Here is an 18,924-nt window from a genome sequence, read left to right on the forward strand (position 1 = left end):
TCGGTTCGCGCCCGTTTTTTATAAGAGCTGCGATTGCCGGCTCTCTGTTCACAGAAAATATATGAACAGATGTTCGATACACATACATCTACCTGCGTGTTTTCTGTCGAAAAACTTTGCTACTCCAAAAACTCAATCGCGTCAAGGCTTTTCTTGCCCAACGGTCGGTACCTGATAAACTATTAGGTTGCGATAACTGGCGAAGCTATGCCTCGCCAACCCACCGAGCATTTCCGTGAAGGAGGAAAAACCTGGTGACCTACGCATACACTGCCACTGAGCGCAAGCGCGTCAGCTTCGGGAAAATCCCGGAGGCCATGGAGCTCCCCAACCTTATCTCTGTTCAAAGGGAATCCTTTGAGCGTTTTAAGGACGAGGGCCTTCGTGAGGCGTTCAAGGAATCCAGCCCCATCCAGAGCCAGAACCATGTTCTCGAGGTTACCTTCGGCGAGCATCAGTTCGGCGACCCCGCGCACACCGTCGAGGAGTGCCGCGAGAAGGACATGACCTATCAGGCCCCGCTTCTGACCGACGTCCGTCTCACCAACAAGGAGACCGGCGAGATCAAGGAGCAGCTCGTCTTTATGGGCGACTTCCCCATGATGACCGATCAGGGCACCTTCATCATCAACGGTACCGAGCGTATCGTCGTCTCGCAGCTCGTCCGTTCCCCGGGTGTGTACTACAGCTCCGAGATGGATTCGGGCAAGCAGATCTACAAGGCCCAGATCATCCCGTCCCGCGGTGCCTGGCTCGAGTTTGAGGTCGACAAGCGCGACCAGCTCATGGTCTCCATCGACCGTAAGCGCAAGCAGAGCGCCACGATGTTCCTGCGCGCCCTTGGCATCGCCGTCACCAACGACGACATCATCGAGCTGCTCGGCAACTCCGATGTGATCAAGCGCACCCTGGAGCGCGACACCGCCCTCACTCGCGAGGACGCCCTCATCGAGATCTACCGTCGCCTGCGCCCGGGCGAGCCTCCCACCGTGGACGCTTCCCGCAGTCTGCTCGAGGGCCTGCTCTTTAACCCGCAGCGCTACGATCTGGCCCGCGTCGGTCGTTACAAGGTCAACAAGAAGCTCAACCTCACCACCGAGGAAGAGGTCACGGTGCTCACCGACGAGGATATCGTCGCGACGCTGCGCTACCTGCTGTCCCTCGCTGCCGGCGAGCAGGGCTTCAAGGTCGACGACATCGACCACTTCGGCAACCGCCGTATCCGCACCGTCGGCGAGCTCGTCGCCAACCAGTTCCGTATCGGCATGAGCCGTATGGAGCGCGTCGTCCGTGAGCGCATGAGCTCCCAGGACATCGACGAGATCACCCCGCAGTCGCTCATCAACATCCGTCCGATCGTGGCTTCCATCAAGGAGTTCTTCGGTTCCTCGCAGCTCTCGCAGTTCATGGACCAGGCGAACCCCCTGACCGGTCTGACCCACAAGCGCCGTCTGTCCGCACTCGGCCCTGGTGGTCTTGCCGGCCACAAGTCCGGCTCCAGCCGCCGCACCAACGTGCCGACGGCCGTCCGCGACGTTCACAATTCGCACTACAGCCGCATGTGCCCGATCGAGACCCCCGAAGGCCCCAACATCGGCCTGATCGGCTCGCTCGCCCTCTACGCCCGCGTCAACGAGTATGGCTTCATCGAGGCCCCGTTCCGTCGCGTCGAGAACGGCGTTGCCACCGATCAGATCGACTGGATGACCGCTGACGAGGAAGAGAAGCACGTCATCGCGCCGGCCAACACGCCGCTCGATCCCAAGACCAACGAGTTCATCACGACCGATGCCGAGGGTAAGATCGTCCGTCCGCACACCGTGATCGCCCGTACCCGCGACTTCGACGGCTCCTTCGGCGCTCCCGCCGACGTGCCCGTCGAGGACGTCGACTACATGGACGTCTCGCCGCGTCAGATGCTCTCCGTCGCAGCCACGCTGATCCCGTTCCTTGAGCACGATGACGCCAAGCGTACGCTGATGGGCGCCAACATGCAGCGTCAGGCCGTGCCGCTGGTTCACCCCGCCGCTCCCTATGTCGGTACCGGCATGGAGCGTCGCGCCGCTCTGGACTCCGGCGAGGTCACCCTGGCCAAGAACGCCGGCGAGGTCATCTTTGCCGACGCCGCCAAGATCATCGTCAAGCATGCCGGCGGCATGGACGAGTACCACCTGGCCAAGTACCAGCGCTCCAACCAGTCCACCTGCATCAACCACCGTCCGCTCGTTCGCGTTGGTGACACCGTTGAGCAGGGCGAGCCTCTGGCCGACGGTCCTTCGACCGATCACGGCGAGCTCGCACTGGGTCAGAACCTCACCGTGGCCTACATGCCGTGGGAAGGCTTTAACTACGAGGACGGTATCGTCGTGTCCGAGCGCCTGGTGGCCGAGGACCTGCTGACGACCATCAACATCACCCGTCACGAGATCGACGCCCGCGACACCAAGCTCGGCCCCGAGGAGATCACCCGCGAGATCCCGAACCTCTCCGAGGACATGCTTGCCAACCTCGACGAGGACGGCATCATCCGCATCGGCGCCGAGGTCGGCCCTGGCGACATCTTGGTCGGCAAGGTCACGCCTAAGGGCGAGAGCGCTCTGACCGCCGAGGAGCGCCTGCTGCGCGCCATCTTCGGTGCCAAGGCCCACGACGTCCGCGACACCTCCCTTAAGATGCCTCACGGCGCTTACGGCCGCGTCATCGACGTCGTCCGCTTTAGCCGCGAGAACGGCGACGACCTAGCCCCCGGCGTCAACGAGCAGGTGCGCGTCTACGTCGCCCAGCGTCGTAAGATCCAGCAGGGCGATAAGATCGCCGGCCGCCACGGCAACAAGGGTGTTATCTGCAACGTTCTGCCGGTCGAGGACATGCCCTACATGGCTGACGGTACCCCGATCGACGTTATCCTCAACCCGCTGGGCGTTCCTTCGCGTATGAACGTCGGCCAGCTGCTCGAGTGCCACCTTGGCTGGGCTGCTGCGTGCGGTTGGGATACCGAGCAGGCCGACTCCGACAAGTACGTCCCCGGTCCGTTCTTCACCGCCACGCCCGTCTTCGACGGCGCCAAGGAGGACGAGATCGCCGAGGTCATCCGTCGTGCCAACAAGAACATGCTCAACAAGGCTACCGCTGCCTTTGGCGATCACATGCGCCCCGAGTTCGTCACCCAGCTTGACGAGCGCGGCAAGACCCGCCTGTTCGACGGCCGCACCGGCGAGGAGTTCCGCGAGCCCATTACCGTGGGTACGTCCTACATCCTCAAGCTCGGCCACATGGTCGACGACAAGATCCACGCCCGTTCGACCGGCCCTTACAGCCTGGTTACCCAGCAGCCTCTGGGCGGCAAGGCTCAGTTCGGCGGCCAGCGCTTCGGCGAGATGGAAGTTTGGGCACTGTACGCTTACGGTGCTTCCAACGTCCTGCAGGAGATCCTGACCGTCAAGTCCGACGATACCGTGGGCCGTGTCAAGACCTACGAGTCCATCGTCAAGGGCGAGAACGTTCCTGTCCCGGGTATCCCCGAGTCCTTCAAGGTTCTCGTCAAGGAGATTCGCTCCCTCGCACTGGACATCGAGCCCATGCACGATGCCGACGAGGACGCCTCCGCCCCTGTGACCGCCGAGGAGACCTCTGCTCTCGACGACCTGGCTGCGCTCGCCGGCGTTGACGCCGACGTCGAGGCCGAGGATGCCGAGACCGCCGAGGCACCCGAGGCTGTCGCCGCCACGACCACTGATAAGGAGTAGTTGACTGTGGCAGATTTCGAAGCTACTGATTTTGACTCGGTAAAGATCTCCCTTGCCTCCGCCGACCAGATCCGTTCCTGGTCGCACGGTGAGGTCAAGAAGCCGGAGACCATCAATTACCGTACCCTCAAGCCCGAGAAGGACGGCCTGTTCTGCGAGAAGATCTTCGGTCCCGCCAAGGACTGGGAGTGCTCCTGCGGCAAGTACAAGGGCATCCGCTTTAAGGGCATCGTCTGCGAGCGCTGCGGCGTCGAGGTCACCTCGGCCAAGGTGCGTCGCGACCGCATGGGTCACATCGAGCTCGCCGCTCCCGTGTCCCACATCTGGTACTTCAAGAGCCCCACGAGCTTCCCGATGAGCCGTATGCTCGACATCAAGTCCAAGGACCTCGAGAAGGTTCTGTACTTCGCCAGCTACATCATCACCGAGGTTGACTATGAGGCCCGCGAGGCCGACGCCGACGACCTGCGCGAGGAGCTCGCCGCCGATCTGGAAGAGATCGATGCCGAGTGCGCCCGCCAGATCGAGTCCCTCAAGGAGCAGGGCAACCCCGAGAACTTTGACGAGTTCTCCGACGAGGAGCCGCTGACCCCCGAGGAGATCGCCTCTGGCATCGTCGACATCGAGGAAGAGTGCAAGGACGAGAAGCAGCTCCGCACGGACGCCTTCAACGCCTTCATGAAGCTCAGCGAGCGCGACCTCATTTCCGATGAGCCGCTGTTCCGCGAGATGACCCGCTACTACTCGATGTACTTCAAGGGCGGCATGGGTGCCGAGGCCGTCCGCGACCTGCTCGCTGCCATCGACCTCCCCTCCGAGGCCGAGAAGCTCAAGGCCATCATCGCCGACGAGGACTCCCAGAAGCAGAAGCGCGAGAAGGCCGTTAAGCGCCTCGAGGTCGTTGACGCCTTCCTGAAGGGCGGCAACAGCCCCGCGAACATGATCCTGGACGTCATTCCGGTCATTCCGCCCGATTTGCGCCCGATGGTCCAGCTTGACGGTGGCCGTTTCGCCGCGTCCGACCTCAACGACCTGTACCGTCGCGTGATCAACCGTAACAACCGACTCAAGCGCCTGCTCGACCTGGACGCCCCTGCGATCATCGTGAATAACGAGAAGCGCATGCTCCAGGAGTCCGTGGACGCCCTGTTCGACAACGGCCGTCGTGGTCGCCCGGTCTCTGGCCGTGGCGGTCGCCCGCTCAAGTCGCTCGCCGAGGCCCTCAAGGGCAAGCAGGGTCGTTTCCGTCAGAACCTGCTGGGCAAGCGTGTCGACTACTCCGGCCGTTCGGTAATCGTTACCGACCCCAAGCTGCTGCTGCACCAGTGCGGTCTGCCCAAGACCATGGCGCTGGAGCTCTTCAAGCCCTTCGTCATGAAGCGCCTGGTCGAGCTTGGCAAGGTCGAGAACATCAAGGGCGCCAAGCGCGCTATCGACCGCGGTGCCACCTTTGTGTGGGATATCCTCGAAGAGGTCATCGACGGCCGCGTCGTGCTGCTCAACCGTGCACCGACCCTGCACCGTCTGTCCATCCAGGCCTTTGAGCCGGTGCTGGTCGAGGGCAAGGCTATCCACCTGCACCCGCTGGTCTGCTCGCCCTTCAACGCCGACTTCGACGGCGACCAGATGTCTGTCCACGTGCCGCTGTCCAGCCAGGCTCAGGCCGAGGCCCGCGTGCTCATGCTCTCTGCGAACAACCTGCGCTCGCCGGCATCCGGCAAGCCGGTCAACATCCCTTCGCAGGACATGATCATCGGTGTGTACTACCTCACCCAGGTTCGCGAGGGTCTGCCGGGCGAGAACCACGTGTTCTCGAGCTTCGACGACGCGCTGCACGCCTATGACTGCCGCTCCGAGGTCGACATGCAGGCCAAGATCCAGGTCCGCGTGTCCGCTGCCGATGCCAACGTCATCAACGAGGACGGCACCCGTATCTTCCGCGTCAAGAACGGCAAGAACGAGTTTGTCGACTACGACGTCACCGGCAACAAGACCGCGCGCTTCGAGACCTCTATCGGCCGCATCATCTTCAACCGCCAGTGCCTGCCCGAAGATTACGAGTTCATGAACTACAAGATGGTCAAGGGCGACGTGGCCAAGCTGGTTGCGGACTGCTGCGATCGCTATCCCGAGGCCAAGGTCGGCCCGATCCTCGACGCCATCAAGTACTCCGGCTTCCACTACGCTACCCGCGCCGGCCTCACCATCTCGGTGTGGGACGCTCTCATCCCTGCCGAGAAGCAGGAGCTGCTCGACCGCGCCCAGGCCAACGTCGACCAGATCAACGAGTACTTCGAGGAGGGCTTCATCAACGAGACGGAGCGCCACATCGAAGTCGTTAACGAGTGGACCGCTTGTACCGATAAGGTTGCAGCGCTCATGCTCGACATGTTCGACGAGGAGAACCCGCTGTACATGATGGCCGACTCCGGCGCCCGTGGTTCTAAGACCCAGCTGCGTCAGCTCGGCGGTATGCGTGGCCTGATGGCAGACATGTCCGGCGAGACGATCGACCTTCCCATTAAGGCGAACTTCCGCGAGGGCCTGCTGCCGCTCGAGTACTTCATTTCGACCTACGGCGCCCGTAAGGGCCTGGTCGATACCGCATCCCACACCTCGGACTCTGGTTACCTGACCCGTCGTCTGGTCGACGTGGCCCAGGACGTCATCGTCCGCGAGGAGGACTGCGGTACGCACGAGGGCGTCACCTACAACCTCATCATCCCCGGCACCACCGACCTCAACACCGACCTCGTCGGCCGTTGCTTCATTGAGGACGTCGTGGCTCCCGATGGCACCGTGCTCTTTGAGCAGGACGGCTACATCGAGAAGGTCGCCGACATCCAGAAGATGGTCGATGCGGGCCTTAAGAAGGTCAAGCTTCGCGCGCTGCTCACCTGCCGCTCCAAGTACGGCGTGTGCCAGAAGTGCTACGGCTGGGATCTTTCCACCCGTCGTCCGGTCGCCATCGGTACCGCGGTCGGCATTATTGCCGCCCAGTCCATCGGCGAGCCCGGTACGCAGCTTACGATGCGTACCATTCACTCCGGCGGCGTCGCTGGCGTCGACGATATTACGCAGGGTCTGCCTACGGTCAGCCGTATGTTCGATATCGTCGGCAACGTCAACGAGAAGATTCTGGGTCGCGAGGCCGAGCTGGCCCCGTACTCCGGCCACCTCTCGATTAAGCCCGAGAAGTCCGAGTACGTGCTGACGCTCACCGACTCCGAGGATCACACCCGTGTCCTCGACGAGCGTCGCGTTCCCGCTTCGGTGCGCTTCATGCCCGAGATCGAGGACGGCTGCGAGGTTCGCGCCGGCGACCAGATCACCAAGGGCTTCGTCAACTTCCGCAACCTGCGCAAGCTGACCGACATCGAGTCGACGATGCACACCTTCGTCGAGAGCGTCAAGGACGTCTACACCAGCCAGGGCGTCGACCTGAACGACAAGCACATCGAGGTGCTCGCACGTCAGATGCTGCGTCGCGTTCAGATCACCAACCCCGGCGACTCCAAGTACCTGCTTGGTCAGTACGTCGACCGCTACGAGTTCGCCGACGAGGTCGAGCGCGTTGCCCGTCTGGGCGGTCAGGCTCCCGTGGCCGAGCCCGTCATCCTGGGTACGCTCAAGGTCGCGTCCAACATCGACTCCTGGCTGTCGAGCGCTTCGTTCATCCGTACTGCCGGCGTCCTTACCGAGGCTGCCATTGAGGGCAAGGTCGACCACCTGCTCGACCTTAAGTCCAACGTCATCGTCGGTAAGAAGATCCCGGCTGGTACCGGCCTCAAGCCGTACGCCAACGCCAAGCTGACGTATCGCACGGCCGACGGCTATGTCGACATCGACGGTCCGGCTTCGCCCAACGCCAAGTCGCTGCCTGAGTGGGCTCCTGTGGAGCTCAAGGACCTGGACGAGCAGCTCCCGCAGCAGCTCGACTGGGCCGGCTACGATGAGTTCGGTGGTGCTGACGGTTCGTTCACCCGCAACGGCCACACCATCTCCGCCGAGAAGGCTCGCCTGTACCTGTTCGACGACCTGGGCGTGTCGCAGCGCTGGACCAACAAGTTCAGCGAGGTCGGCATCGAGACGGTCGGCGACCTGGTCGGCAAGTCCGAGGAGGATCTGCTGCGCATCGATGGCATCGGTGCCAAGGCGATCGAGGAGCTCCGTGACGGCCTGGAGGCCCACGACCTGCTCTACATCCTCGAGAACAACGACGACGTTGCCGACGAGGAAGACCTCTCGCAGCTGTTGCAGATGGTCTTTAGCCCCGACGGTCCGGACGATATCCTGCTGGGTACCTCCGCTCCGACGCATCACGCCGACGCCGACGAGGAGCTCCTGGGCGCCCCGATCGACGACAAGAAGGCTCCCGCCAACGGCGCGATCAACGAGGACATGGCTTCCCTCGACGAGCTGCTCAACCAGCTCGTGGACACCGACGACGCCGAAGAGGCCAAGGACAACGACGAGGAGTAATTTCCTAGTACGTTAACCGTCCTTCCAAAGACCCGCTTCCCAACAGGGGAGCGGGTCTTTTTTGTTGAAGAAAACCTACCAAAAAGGGACAGGTTTATTTTGGTAGGTTATTCCTGCTTGAATTTGAAACATTTCGTTCGGTCAAAGCGTATCTATGGTGAGGGCCTCAGCAAGAAACATCAGCATCACCGGGAGGTGATTATGGAAGAACAAGCATTTAGACAGGCGGTCGAAGATTACCGGGATGTCGTGTTTCGGATCGCATTGACGTACCTACGCGATCGTGCCGATGCCGACGATGTTGCCCAAGATGTCTTTCTTAAGTTGCTCAAAAGCGATGGACACTTTGAAAGTTGGGAGCATCTTCGTCGCTGGCTTATTCGGGTCACGATCAATGAATGCAAATCGCTCTTTCGAAAGCCATGGAGGCGCATAGAGGATATTGAGAACTTGGCCGATTCACTCTCGGCAGCGCAGGATGAGACCAAGGTGGTCCTGTCAGACGTTATGCGACTTCCGGAACGATTCCGTGTTCCCATCGTGCTCTATTACTATCTAGGCTTTTCGACCTCAGAGATTGCCGAGTTGTTGCATGTACCAGCCGCGACCGTTCGAACGCGTTTAGCTCGCGGTCGATCGAAGCTCAAATTCATCCTAGAGGAGGGCGACCGTGAAATCCAATCAAATCAAGCAGGCCTTCGAGTCCATCCAAGCCGATAGCAATCTTGCAGATCGCGTTCTTAATGCAGCTGAAGGCGAGCCGCTTCGCAAAAGGGGTCATGCTAAGCCCCTCTATGTTGCGGTTATCGGATGTCTTGCCGGAGTGTTGGCGACCGGAGGGGTCGCCTACGCCGTTGTCAATTCCAGCTATTTTGCCTCAGCCTGGGGAAACCACGGCAACGGGGATTCCATTACCTGGACCAACGGCGGCTCATCGGGAACTAAATATACCTACACCAGAGAGTTTGGCGATGGCATCGCGCCCCAAAGCCTGGAGGGCACAGTCCAGAAGGTTAATCTGTCCGTCGAGGGTAACGGCTATACGCTTGATATCCATGAGATGGCAATCGACCAAAACGGCTGCGGAGCCGTGACGTTTACGTTGTCCAATCCAAATGGAGTTAACTACTACAAGCCAGCAGCAGAGATTGGCGAACTTGTTCTCTATGGTGAAGAAGAACAGGGCATCGGCACGCCCGATATGAAGTTCGGCGAGGAATGGCCTGACACACGCAGCACAATTGATAAGGACACATCAAGCGATACTGTCATTAATGGCACGATGTACTTTGCCGCTATGGATCGCGAGCGAGATTTGCAACATGCGGTCACCTGGAATATCCACTGGACCGAGGGTGAAGGTGAGAGTGCGAGGCGGTTTGAGGCGTCGACACCCGAGTTCAATATTGGAGCGTACGTCGATACAAAGGAACTCCGCTCCGGTGACTCGCCTCTTGAGATTAGCCCGTTTTCCATCCAGACGCACATCGATGATTTGGGCTATGAAGCAGTTGATAATAAGCTGACCGTCAGCTACAAGGATGGATCGGAGCAGATTATCGAAGATGACGACGCAGGGGTGTTCAACTTATATTTTTCTTATGGGCGCAATAGCGGAGAGAACATCTGGGTGCCAACGAAGTTGATTGATGTCGAACAAGTGGTCTCAGTAACGCTTGAGGGCACGAGGTGCACGTCAACAGGGGAGACCGAAACAAAAGTACCCTTTACCATCGTCTATTCGTAAGGTCTGAGGCCGCTTCCTACTAGGGGAAGCGGCCTCTTTTGCGTTAAATGGAAACGCCGCCGATTTCCATGCGTCAGATGAGAGCAGATTACCGCTGGAGCGCGACGTTTCACCAGATAAAACCGAACAAAATAAACCTGTCCCTTTTTGGCGGGTAGCGTTGCCCCGCCGAGCACGTCGGATTCCCGGCCCGGGCGGCCGGCGGCTTAAGTTTGTCGCGAGTTCCGCACGAGCCGGAGAGCACTTAATGTGCTCTCCGTGCGAGTCAGGACTGTAGAGCAGCAAACTTAACCCCCGCGCCGCCCGGTCCGGGAATCCACCCCCGCGCACAGAAAGGGATTCCTTTTGTGTAGGCTTTGCGGAAATGTGCCAATTTTGGGATACGCCCGGCGGCGTGGTCTGTTGACGGCACAGCTAACGCCACGTATCCTATCGAACTGCGTGTTTCGTAGGGGGATGCTGACCCCTCGATTCAAGCCGTTGCACTTTACAGAAAGCTGGAATCATTCGAGAAGGAGTACGCTTTGCCTACTATTAACCAGCTGGTTCGCCAGGGCCGTCGTTCCGTGCCCAAGAAGTCCAAGAACGCTGCTCTGCAGCACAACTCCCAGAAGCGCGGCGTGTGCACCCGCGTCTTCACCACGAGCCCCAAGAAGCCGAACTCGGCTCTTCGTAAGGTTGCCCGTGTTCGCCTTGTCAACGGCATCGAAGTTACTGCTTACATCCCGGGTGAGGGCCACAACCTGCAGGAGCACTCCATCGTGCTCGTCCGCGGCGGTCGTGTCCGTGACCTCCCTGGTGTCCGTTATCACGTCATCCGTGGCGCCTACGACGCTGCTCCGGTCCAGAACCGTATGCAGGCCCGTTCCAAGTACGGTGCTAAGCGCCCCAAGGCCAAATAAGCCAGATAACGTTTTGATACTTTCGCCGTGTGCCGCCTAAGCGCCGCACGGTAGACACTTAAGGAGATTTCACATGCCGCGTCGTGCAGCAGCTAATCGTCGTGAGGTTCAGCCTGACGCCGTTTACAACAACCGCCTGGTGACTCAGCTCATCAACAAGGTCCTTCTTGACGGCAAGAAGGCCACCGCTGAGCGCATCGTTTACACCGCTTTCGAGATCGTTGCCGAGAAGTCTGAGGGTGGCGACGCTCTCGCTACCTTCAAGAAGGCTATGGACAACGTCAAGCCCACGCTCGAGGTTAAGCCCAAGCGTGTCGGTGGCGCTACCTATCAGGTCCCGATGGAGGTCAACTCCCGTCGTTCCACCGCTCTGGGTATCCGCTGGATCGTCAACTTCTCCCGCGCTCGCAAGGAGAAGACCATGGCCGAGCGTCTCGCCAACGAGATCCTCGACGCTTCCAACGGCCTGGGCGCTTCCGTCAAGAAGCGTGAGGACGTCTTCAAGATGGCCGAGGCCAACCGCGCGTTCTCTCACTATCGTTGGTAAGTTAAGGTAAGGAACTAACATGGCTAAGCCTAAGTACAAGCTTTCCGATACCCGTAACATCGGCATCATGGCCCACATCGATGCCGGTAAGACCACCACGACCGAGCGTATTCTTTACTACACCGGTAAGACCCACAAGATCGGTGAGGTCCATGAGGGCGCTGCCACCATGGACTGGATGGTTCAGGAGCAGGAGCGCGGCGTAACCATTACCTCCGCTGCTACCACGTGCTTCTGGAACAAGGACGGTAAGGACTACCGCATCCAGATCATCGACACCCCGGGCCACGTTGACTTCACCGCCGAGGTCGAGCGCTGCCTGCGCGTCCTCGATGGCGCTGTCGCCGTCTTCGACGCCGTTGCCGGCGTTCAGCCCCAGTCTGAGACCGTTTGGCGTCAGGCTTCTACCTTCAACGTCCCTCGCATCGCCTTCATCAATAAGTATGACCGCGTGGGCGCTGACTTCTTCAACGCTATCGAGACCATGAAGGATCGTCTCGACGCTAACGCCGTGGCCGCTCAGGTCCCGATGGGCGCCGAGGACAACTTCTGGGGCGTCATCGACCTGGTCACCATGAATGCATGGGACTTCAAGGCCGACGAGAAGGGTATGACCTACCCCGAGCCGATGGACGAGATCCCGGCTGAGTTCGCCGACATCGCTGCCACCAAGCGCGAGGAGCTCCTTGACGCTGCTGCCAGCTTTGACGACGAGCTCATGGAGAAGATCCTCATGGAGGAGGACTTCACCGTCGAGGAGCTTAAGGCCGCTCTGCGCAAGGGCGTTCTGGCCAACGAGCTCAACCTCGTCTTCGTGGGCTCCGCCTACAAGAACAAGGGCGTTCAGGAGCTGCTCGACGCTGTCGTCGACTACCTGCCCAGCCCGCTCGACGTTGAGGCCGTCACCGGTACCGATCCGGACACCGGCGAGGAGATCCAGCGTCATCCTTCCTTCGACGAGCCCTTCTCCGGCCTGGTCTTCAAGATCATGACCGACCCGTTCGTCGGTAAGCTCACCTACGTCCGCGTTTACTCCGGCCGCGCCGAGTCCGGCTCCTACGTTGTCAACGCTTCCAACGGTCAGCGCGAGCGCCTCGGCCGCATCCTCGAGATGAACGCCGCCGAGCGTATCGACCGTGACGACGCTGCCGCCGGCGACATCGTCGCTTGCGTCGGCTTCAAGAACTCCACCACCGGCGACACCCTGTGCGCCGAGGGCAAGGAGATCGTCCTCGAGAAGATCGAGTTCGCTAAGCCCGTTATCGACGTTGCCATCGAGCCCAAGACCAAGGCCGAGCAGGACAAGATGTCCCTGGCTCTGACCAAGCTCGCCGAGGAGGACCCGACCTTCCAGGTGTCCACCAACCACGAGACCGGCCAGACCATCATCGCCGGCATGGGCGAGCTGCACCTCGAGATCATCGTCGACCGTCTGCTCCGTGAGTTCAAGGTTGACGCTAACGTTGGTAAGCCCCAGGTTGCCTACCGCGAGACCGCTGGTCACGACGTCGAGAAGGCTGAGGGCAAGTTCGTCCGTCAGTCCGGCGGTCGCGGTCAGTACGGCCATGCCGTCATCAAGCTCGAGAAGATGGAGGAGGGCTTCGGCTACGAGTTCGTCAACGCTATCGTCGGCGGCGTCGTGCCCAAGGAGTACATCCCGTCCATCGACAAGGGCATCCAGGAGGCCCTGAACACCGGTGTTATCGCCGGCTTCCCGGTCCTCGACGTTAAGGTCACCCTGTTCGACGGTTCTTACCACGAGGTCGACTCCTCCGAGGCCGCCTTCAAGATCGCCGGTTCCATGGCTATCAAGGACGCCCTCAAGAAGTCCGATCCGCAGCTGCTCGAGCCGATCATGGCTGTCGAGGTCGAGACCCCCGAGCAGTACATGGGCGACGTTATGGGCAACCTCTCCGGTCGCCGCGGCAAGATCGAGGGCATGGAGGATCGCAAGAACACCAAGCTCATCCGTGCCAAGGTGCCGCTGGGCGAGATGTTCGGTTACGCTACCGACCTTCGCTCCCAGACCCAGGGCCGTGCATCCTACACGATGCAGTTCGACTCTTATGAGCCCGCGCCCAAGTCCATCGTGGACGAGGTCATGAGCAAGAACGCCTAAGTTCGAGCTCCCTGTTACGTAATCCGCGAGAACATCTCTCGCACTCTTTGGAGGTTTAAGTTGGCTACCCAGAAGATCCGCATTCGCCTCAAGGGCTATGATCACGAGGTCGTCGATCAGTCCGCGAAGCTCATCGTCGAGACCGCTCAGAAGACCGGCGCTCGCGTTTCCGGTCCTGTCCCCCTGCCCACCGAGCGCAACCTGTACACGGTTATCCGCTCGCCGCACGTGAACAAGGACTCCCGTGAGCAGTTCGAGATGCGCACTCACAAGCGCCTCATCGACATCCTCGACCCCACCTCGGGCACCGTTGATTCGCTCATGCGTCTCGACCTCCCCGCTGGCGTCGACATCGACATCAAGCTCTAAGCGATATCGCTCATAGCTTAAAGGGCCCCGCTGCCGTTACGGTAGCGGGGCCCTTTTGTTTAGCATGATGGGATTGGACCGCCGGATAAGGCTGCCGAGCGGCTGGCTGTGGCGCCCTATTCGCTCGCGGGACGCAGCGATGCCTCCTCAAAATGGAAGGATCGCAAACCGCCTTCCGTTTCGATACACGCGCGACCAAAGCCATCGACGGTTTTAAAGATGCCGCGTGCCAGCTCGTCGCCGGCAGGGGAACGGGCGATAACGTGCTCCCCAATCCAATTGAGGTGGGCGATATATTCGTCGTGGACGGGCGCGAGCGGACCGGCATCTTCTTCCTTGGCGTTGAGGCGCTCTGCCCAGGCATCTGCAGCGTCTATAACTGCGTGATAGACCTCATCGAGGAGCATGTCGACGGCAGGTACGCTCTCGTTGAGATCCGAGAGACCGATTGCCGGCAGGCCGCCATCGGGCACCTCTTGGGGCGCATAGTTCACATTGACGCCAATGCCGCAGACGGCGAAAGGTTTGCCTTCGTTATCGCGTGCGGCCTCGACCAGAATGCCGCCGAGCTTGCGTCCTCGCGCGACAAGGTCGTTGGGCCATTTAAGGCGAATCTCGTTTGCAAGACCCTGCTTTTCGAGTGCTTCAAGCACCGCTAGGCCGCTGACGGCGGCAAGACCAGAGAACTTTGCAGGATTAACGCATGGGCGCAGGACAATCGAAAGCAATAAGTTGCCGACGGTTGAGTCCCACTTGTGCCCGCGCCGGCCGCGTCCTGCTGTTTGAGCCCGGGCGGCAAGTCCTGTGCCGTGCGGCGCTCCCTGTTTTCCTGCTTCGAGCAGGTCATCGTTGGTCGATCCGGTTACGTCGACTATCGTTAATTTGGCATCCATAACGGTTGCTACCTCCTAAGTTAATAAGGCAATCGCGTAATGGTGTCGAGAGATAGACACAATGTGAAGCCTTTGTCGCATTTGGACAATTTAATGTTAACACGTCAACAACGACTAAAATGCGCTATCCTCTCTTGGTCGATGTAAACACGTCAACAACTCAAAGGAGGCTAGTGATGGGTTTCACGATTCTTGGAACAGGCTCGGCGCTTCCTGAGCGCAGTGTTTCCAATGACGAGCTGTCTGAGTTCCTCGATACCTCGGATGAGTGGATTTTTACCCGCACAGGTATCAAGAGCCGCCACGTCTGTACCACCGAGTCACTTGACGACCTTGCCGTAGCGGCGAGCGAGCGGGCACTCCAGGTGTCCGGAATCGACGCGAGCCAGCTGGATCTGATCGTCTGCTCGACGACGACGGGTGACCACCTTGTTCCCGCTGAGGCGTGTGCCGTTGCTGAGCGACTAGGAGCGGCGTGCCCTGCCTTCGATGTCTCGGCGGCCTGTGCCGGCTTCGTGTTTGCGCTCGATGTCGCCGAGGGCTATATCGAGCGCGGTCGTGCCGAGCGCGTGCTTATCGTTGCTGCTGAGCAGATGACGCGCGCGCTCGACTGGACCGACCGCGCCACCTGCGTGCTCTTTGGCGATGGGGCAGGCGCCGCAGTGATTGGGGCTGGGGGAGACAGTCCCCTTGCCGTTGAGCTTTCGACGGCGCCCGACGTCGAGACGTTACACGTTCCCGGTCTGGTCGGCACCTCGCCGTTTAAGGCTTCCGCAGATAGCAAGAGCGTGCTGTCCATGAATGGCCGCCGCGTGTTCAAGTTCGGCGTCAACGCCATCTGCGACACGGTCCATAAGCTTGCGGGCGATGCGGGCATTTCGGTCGAAGACATCGACCATTTTGTATTCCATCAGGCTAACGAACGAATCCTGAGTCAGGCGGTCAAGCGCCTCGGCGTGCCAGATGAGCGCGTGGTTCGAACGCTGCGCGAGACCGGCAACATTTCGAGCGCCTGCATTCCCTTTGCGTTTGACCGTCTGGCACGCACCGACGCACTGAATGCGGGCGACACCATCGCCCTCGTTGGATTTGGCGCCGGCCTGGATATAGGTGGCTATCTGCTTCGTTGGAAGTAGTTGCACATAGGAAAAAACGCCCCTAGGGCACAAACAAAGGAGAACTACCATGGCAGATCAGAAGACCTTCGAGCGCGTTTGCGACGTTATCCGCGAGACCGCCGGTCTTGACGATGTCGAGATGAAGCCCGAGTCCACGCTCGAGGAGATTGGTCTCGACAGCCTGGGCACCGTCGAGATCCTCGTCGCCGTCGAGGACGAGTTTGGCATCCAGCTCGATACCGAGGAGAACCCCAAGACGGTCGGCGAGTTCGCCGATACGGTCGAGGCGGCATTGGAGAAGTAGAGATGCTCAAGACTCCTCTCTGCGATCTGCTCGGCATCGAAAAGCCCGTGTTCCAGGGCGGTATGGCCTGGATTGCCGATGCCTCGCTGGCGTCCGCAGTGTCCGAGGCGGGTGGCTTAGGCATCATCGCGGCCATGAACGCCGACGCCAACTGGCTTCGCGACCAGATTCATGAGCTGCGCGCCAAGACGGATAAGCCCTTTGGCGTCAACGTCATGCTCATGAGCCCGTTTGCCGACGAGGTCGCGCAGGTCGTGATTGACGAGCGAGTGCCGGTCGTCGTGACGGGCGCCGGCAATCCCGCCAAGTACATGAAGGCGTGGAACGAGGCGGGCATCAAGGTCATCCCGGTCGTTGCCTCGGTGGCGCTGGCGCGTCTCGTGGCGCGTCGCGGGGCCACGGCGGTTGTTGCCGAGGGTACCGAATCGGGCGGCCATATTGGCGAGACCTCGACGATGGCACTGGTGCCGCAGGTCGTCGATGCGGTCGACATTCCCGTTGTGGCCGCCGGCGGTATTGCCGACGGCCGCGGCGTGGCGGCCGCCTTTATGCTGGGCGCCGAAGGCGTGCAAGTGGGTACGCGCTTTCTGGTCGCAGACGAGTGCACCGTCTCGGAGCAGTACAAAGAGATGGTCCTGAAGGCCAACGACACTTCGACGCGTGCGACCGGTCGCTCGACGGGACATCCAGTGCGCGCCCTCAAGAGCCCCTTCACCAACGCCTATGCCAAGAGCGAGGGTTCCGGCGCGAGTGCCGAGGAGCTCGGTGCTATGGGAACCGGTGCGCTGCGTAAGGCCGCCAAGGACGGCAACTACGAAGAGGGTTCGTTTTTGTGTGGACAGATTGCCGGCATGGTCAACGAGCGCCAGAGCGCACGCGAAATCGTTGACGACCTGGTCGATGGCGCCGAGCACGTCCTGAAGGGTGCGTGCGCATGGGTGGCGTAGCGTTTTTGTTTGCCGGCCAGGGTGCCCAGCACCCCGCGATGGGCGTCGACTTGATCGAGACATCGCCGGCGGCTGCCGAGGTGTTCGCCATTGCCGATGAGGTGCGCCCGGGGACGAGCGAGCAGTGCCGGAGCGCCTCCAAGGAGGAGCTCTCGCAGACCGAGAACACGCAGCCTTGCGTGTTCGTGCACGACCTGGCAGCGGCTGCCGCCCTGCGTGAGCGCGGCGTGGTACCTGCCGCCTGTGCGGGATTCTCGCTGGGCGAGGTCGCCGCGCTCACCTTTGCGGGGGCGTTCGATACGCGAGCGGGCTTTGAGCTCGTGTGCGAGCGCGCGGCGCTGATGGCCGCGGCTGCCGAGCGCCATCCGGGCGGCATGCGCGCCGTCATCAAGCTCGATGCGGCGCAAGTCGAGGGCCTGGCAAAACAGGCCGGCGAGGACTGCTGGCCAGTCAACTACAACAGCCCACAGCAGACGGTTGTGGCCGGAGCGCCCGAGGCGCTGCAGGAGCTCGACGTCCTAGTAAAAGAGGCTGGCGGCCGCGCCATGAAGGTCGCGGTGTCGGGTGCATTTCATAGCCCCTATATGGCCGAGGCGACCTGTGGCCTTGCCGCATATATTGAGGCCGGTCACGCGCCGTCCCCGTTGCTCATTCCTGTTTTGGCAAATATGACAGCGGCGCCCTATCCGGCGGATCCCCAGACGGCATCGGATGTCTTGGCCAATCAGGTGAGCCATGCCGTACGCTGGGTCGATACGCTGCATGCTCTGCAGGATCAAGGCATCGACACATTTATTGAGGTCGGCCCCGGCAAAACGCTGTCCGGCCTGGTCAAGCGTACGCTGAGCGACGTTCGTGTGTATTCGTGCGAGACGGCCGAGCAGGTCGCAGCTATTGCCGACGAGCTCGCATAGTCCACAGGGCTGTAACCCGAAAGGAATGACATGGGCAACTTGAACAATGGCGCGCTCGAGCGCAACGACTCACGTCGCGTGGCACTGGTCACGGGCGGCTCGCGGGGTATCGGCCGCGCCTGCGCTATCGGTCTGGCGGAGGATGGCTGCGATATCGCCGTCGTCTATGCCGGCAGCGTCGATGCGGCGCGCGAGACGTGCGACGCCTGCGAGGCGGCTGGCGCCACGGCGCGCTCATATCAATGCGACGTGGCCGACCCCGCTGCCGTCAACGCGTGCGTGGAAGCGGTCCTCAACGACTTTGGCTCCATTTGGGCGCTCGTCAACAACGCTGGCATCACCCGCGATGGCCTGCTCATGCGCATGGGCGATGACGCCTTCGATCGCGTGCTCGATGTCAATCTTAAAGGAACGTTTAACACGACGCGCGCGCTCACCAAGACCTTTATGCGCCAGCGCGGCGGCTGCGTCGTCAACATGAGCTCGGTCGTGGGCCTGATGGGCAATGCCGGGCAAGCCAACTACGCTGCCTCCAAGGCGGGCGTGATCGGCCTGACCAAGGCGGTGGCGCGCGAGCTTGCGCCCCGCGGCGTACGAGTGAACGCGGTTGCCCCCGGGTTTGTCGAGACGGATATGACGGCAAAGCTCTCGGAGAAGGTGCGTACGGTAACCGAGGAGCAGATTCCCCTTAAGCGTATGGCGCGCCCCGAGGAGGTGGCCGGCGTAGTGCGCTTTCTGGCGAGTGATGCGGCTGCCTACATTACGGGTGAGGTCGTGCGCGTCGACGGCGGAATGGCGATGTAGAAACCAGGGCCGAAGAACGGCTTGGATGAGGA

General features: G+C 61.0%; 14 protein-coding genes. 13 read left to right on the plus strand and 1 reads right to left on the minus strand.

Annotated elements, in window-relative coordinates; translation table 11 throughout:
• Positions 1-254 precede the first annotated feature (254 nt).
• From rpoB to rpsJ, 8 genes are all read left to right on the plus strand, one after another.
• A complete protein-coding gene (gene rpoB, locus ABHR75_RS01995; protein ID WP_199408987.1) occupies positions 255-3,746 on the plus strand; it encodes a DNA-directed RNA polymerase subunit beta in 3,492 nt (1,163 codons plus the stop codon).
• Between the two features lie 6 nt (positions 3,747-3,752).
• Complete coding sequence (locus ABHR75_RS02000; protein ID WP_172677957.1) at positions 3,753-8,228, plus strand: DNA-directed RNA polymerase subunit beta'; 4,476 nt, start codon at positions 3,753-3,755, stop codon at positions 8,226-8,228.
• A 201-nt stretch (positions 8,229-8,429) separates the two neighbouring features.
• The gene (locus tag ABHR75_RS02005) at positions 8,430-8,948 is read left to right on the plus strand and encodes an RNA polymerase sigma factor (protein WP_138113103.1); all 519 of its coding nucleotides are present in this window, start codon (positions 8,430-8,432) and stop codon (positions 8,946-8,948) included.
• Positions 8,899-9,975, plus strand: a complete 1,077-nt coding sequence (locus ABHR75_RS02010; protein WP_138113101.1) for a DUF4179 domain-containing protein — start codon at positions 8,899-8,901, stop codon at positions 9,973-9,975. Before ABHR75_RS02005 ends, ABHR75_RS02010 begins: the two co-directional genes overlap by 50 nt.
• 524 nt (positions 9,976-10,499) lie before the next feature.
• Positions 10,500-10,877, plus strand: coding sequence for a 30S ribosomal protein S12 (gene rpsL / locus ABHR75_RS02015; protein WP_006235012.1), 378 nt, complete (start codon positions 10,500-10,502; stop codon positions 10,875-10,877).
• A gap of 73 nt (positions 10,878-10,950) precedes the next feature.
• Positions 10,951-11,424, plus strand: coding sequence for a 30S ribosomal protein S7 (gene rpsG / locus ABHR75_RS02020; protein WP_006235013.1), 474 nt, complete (start codon positions 10,951-10,953; stop codon positions 11,422-11,424).
• Between the two features lie 19 nt (positions 11,425-11,443).
• Positions 11,444-13,543: an elongation factor G gene (gene fusA, locus ABHR75_RS02025; protein WP_346963511.1), complete on the plus strand. Its 2,100-nt coding sequence runs from the start codon at positions 11,444-11,446 to the stop codon at positions 13,541-13,543.
• Between the two features lie 60 nt (positions 13,544-13,603).
• Positions 13,604-13,912 carry a 30S ribosomal protein S10 gene (gene rpsJ, locus ABHR75_RS02030; RefSeq protein ID WP_022094184.1) on the plus strand — a complete coding sequence of 103 codons (309 nt, stop codon included), beginning with the start codon at positions 13,604-13,606 and terminating at the stop codon, positions 13,910-13,912.
• Between the two features lie 116 nt (positions 13,913-14,028).
• Here the strand turns inward: rpsJ and ABHR75_RS02035 are convergent, their stop codons facing one another.
• Positions 14,029-14,805: a biotin--[acetyl-CoA-carboxylase] ligase gene (locus tag ABHR75_RS02035; protein WP_138113097.1), complete on the minus strand. Its 777-nt coding sequence runs from the start codon at positions 14,803-14,805 to the stop codon at positions 14,029-14,031.
• 176 nt (positions 14,806-14,981) lie between these two features.
• Here ABHR75_RS02035 and ABHR75_RS02040 point away from each other — a divergent pair, with 176 nt between their 5' ends.
• Genes ABHR75_RS02040 through fabG form a run of 5 tightly spaced genes read left to right on the plus strand, consistent with a single transcriptional unit; the run spans position 14,982 to position 18,892 of the window.
• Positions 14,982-15,941: a 3-oxoacyl-ACP synthase III family protein gene (locus ABHR75_RS02040; RefSeq protein ID WP_138113095.1), complete on the plus strand. Its 960-nt coding sequence runs from the start codon at positions 14,982-14,984 to the stop codon at positions 15,939-15,941.
• 49 nt (positions 15,942-15,990) lie between these two features.
• Positions 15,991-16,227 (plus strand): acyl carrier protein, encoded by a 237-nt coding sequence (locus tag ABHR75_RS02045; RefSeq protein WP_006235019.1) that lies wholly within the window; start codon positions 15,991-15,993, stop codon positions 16,225-16,227.
• Positions 16,228-16,229: 2 nt separating this feature from the next.
• Positions 16,230-17,174, plus strand: coding sequence for an enoyl-[acyl-carrier-protein] reductase FabK (fabK, locus tag ABHR75_RS02050; protein ID WP_006235020.1), 945 nt, complete (start codon positions 16,230-16,232; stop codon positions 17,172-17,174).
• Entirely contained in the window at positions 17,162-18,088 is a 927-nt protein-coding gene (locus tag ABHR75_RS02055; protein WP_138113093.1) for an ACP S-malonyltransferase, read from the plus strand. Before fabK ends, ABHR75_RS02055 begins: the two co-directional genes overlap by 13 nt.
• A 30-nt stretch (positions 18,089-18,118) precedes the next feature.
• Positions 18,119-18,892 (plus strand): 3-oxoacyl-[acyl-carrier-protein] reductase, encoded by a 774-nt coding sequence (gene fabG, locus ABHR75_RS02060; protein ID WP_138113090.1) that lies wholly within the window; start codon positions 18,119-18,121, stop codon positions 18,890-18,892.
• Positions 18,893-18,924: the final 32 nt, after the last annotated feature.

The sequence above is a fragment of the Collinsella aerofaciens genome, from assembly GCF_039752955.1.
Taxonomy (GTDB): Bacteria; Actinomycetota; Coriobacteriia; order Coriobacteriales; family Coriobacteriaceae; genus Collinsella; species Collinsella aerofaciens_BI.

Bases quoted from the DNA above. Each gene is read 5' to 3' on its own strand.
- ABHR75_RS02040 (WP_138113095.1), top strand. From the start codon at position 14,982: ATGGGTTTCACGATTCTTGGAACAGGCTCGGCGCTTCCTGAGCGCAGT.
- fabG (WP_138113090.1), top strand. From the start codon at position 18,119: ATGGGCAACTTGAACAATGGCGCGCTCGAGCGCAACGACTCACGTCGC.
- ABHR75_RS02045 (WP_006235019.1), top strand. From the start codon at position 15,991: ATGGCAGATCAGAAGACCTTCGAGCGCGTTTGCGACGTTATCCGCGAG.
- ABHR75_RS02055 (WP_138113093.1), top strand. From the start codon at position 17,162: ATGGGTGGCGTAGCGTTTTTGTTTGCCGGCCAGGGTGCCCAGCACCCC.
- fusA (WP_346963511.1), top strand. From the start codon at position 11,444: ATGGCTAAGCCTAAGTACAAGCTTTCCGATACCCGTAACATCGGCATC.
- ABHR75_RS02035 (WP_138113097.1), bottom strand. From the start codon at position 14,805: ATGGATGCCAAATTAACGATAGTCGACGTAACCGGATCGACCAACGAT.
- rpsG (WP_006235013.1), top strand. From the start codon at position 10,951: ATGCCGCGTCGTGCAGCAGCTAATCGTCGTGAGGTTCAGCCTGACGCC.
- fabK (WP_006235020.1), top strand. From the start codon at position 16,230: ATGCTCAAGACTCCTCTCTGCGATCTGCTCGGCATCGAAAAGCCCGTG.
- ABHR75_RS02005 (WP_138113103.1), top strand. From the start codon at position 8,430: ATGGAAGAACAAGCATTTAGACAGGCGGTCGAAGATTACCGGGATGTC.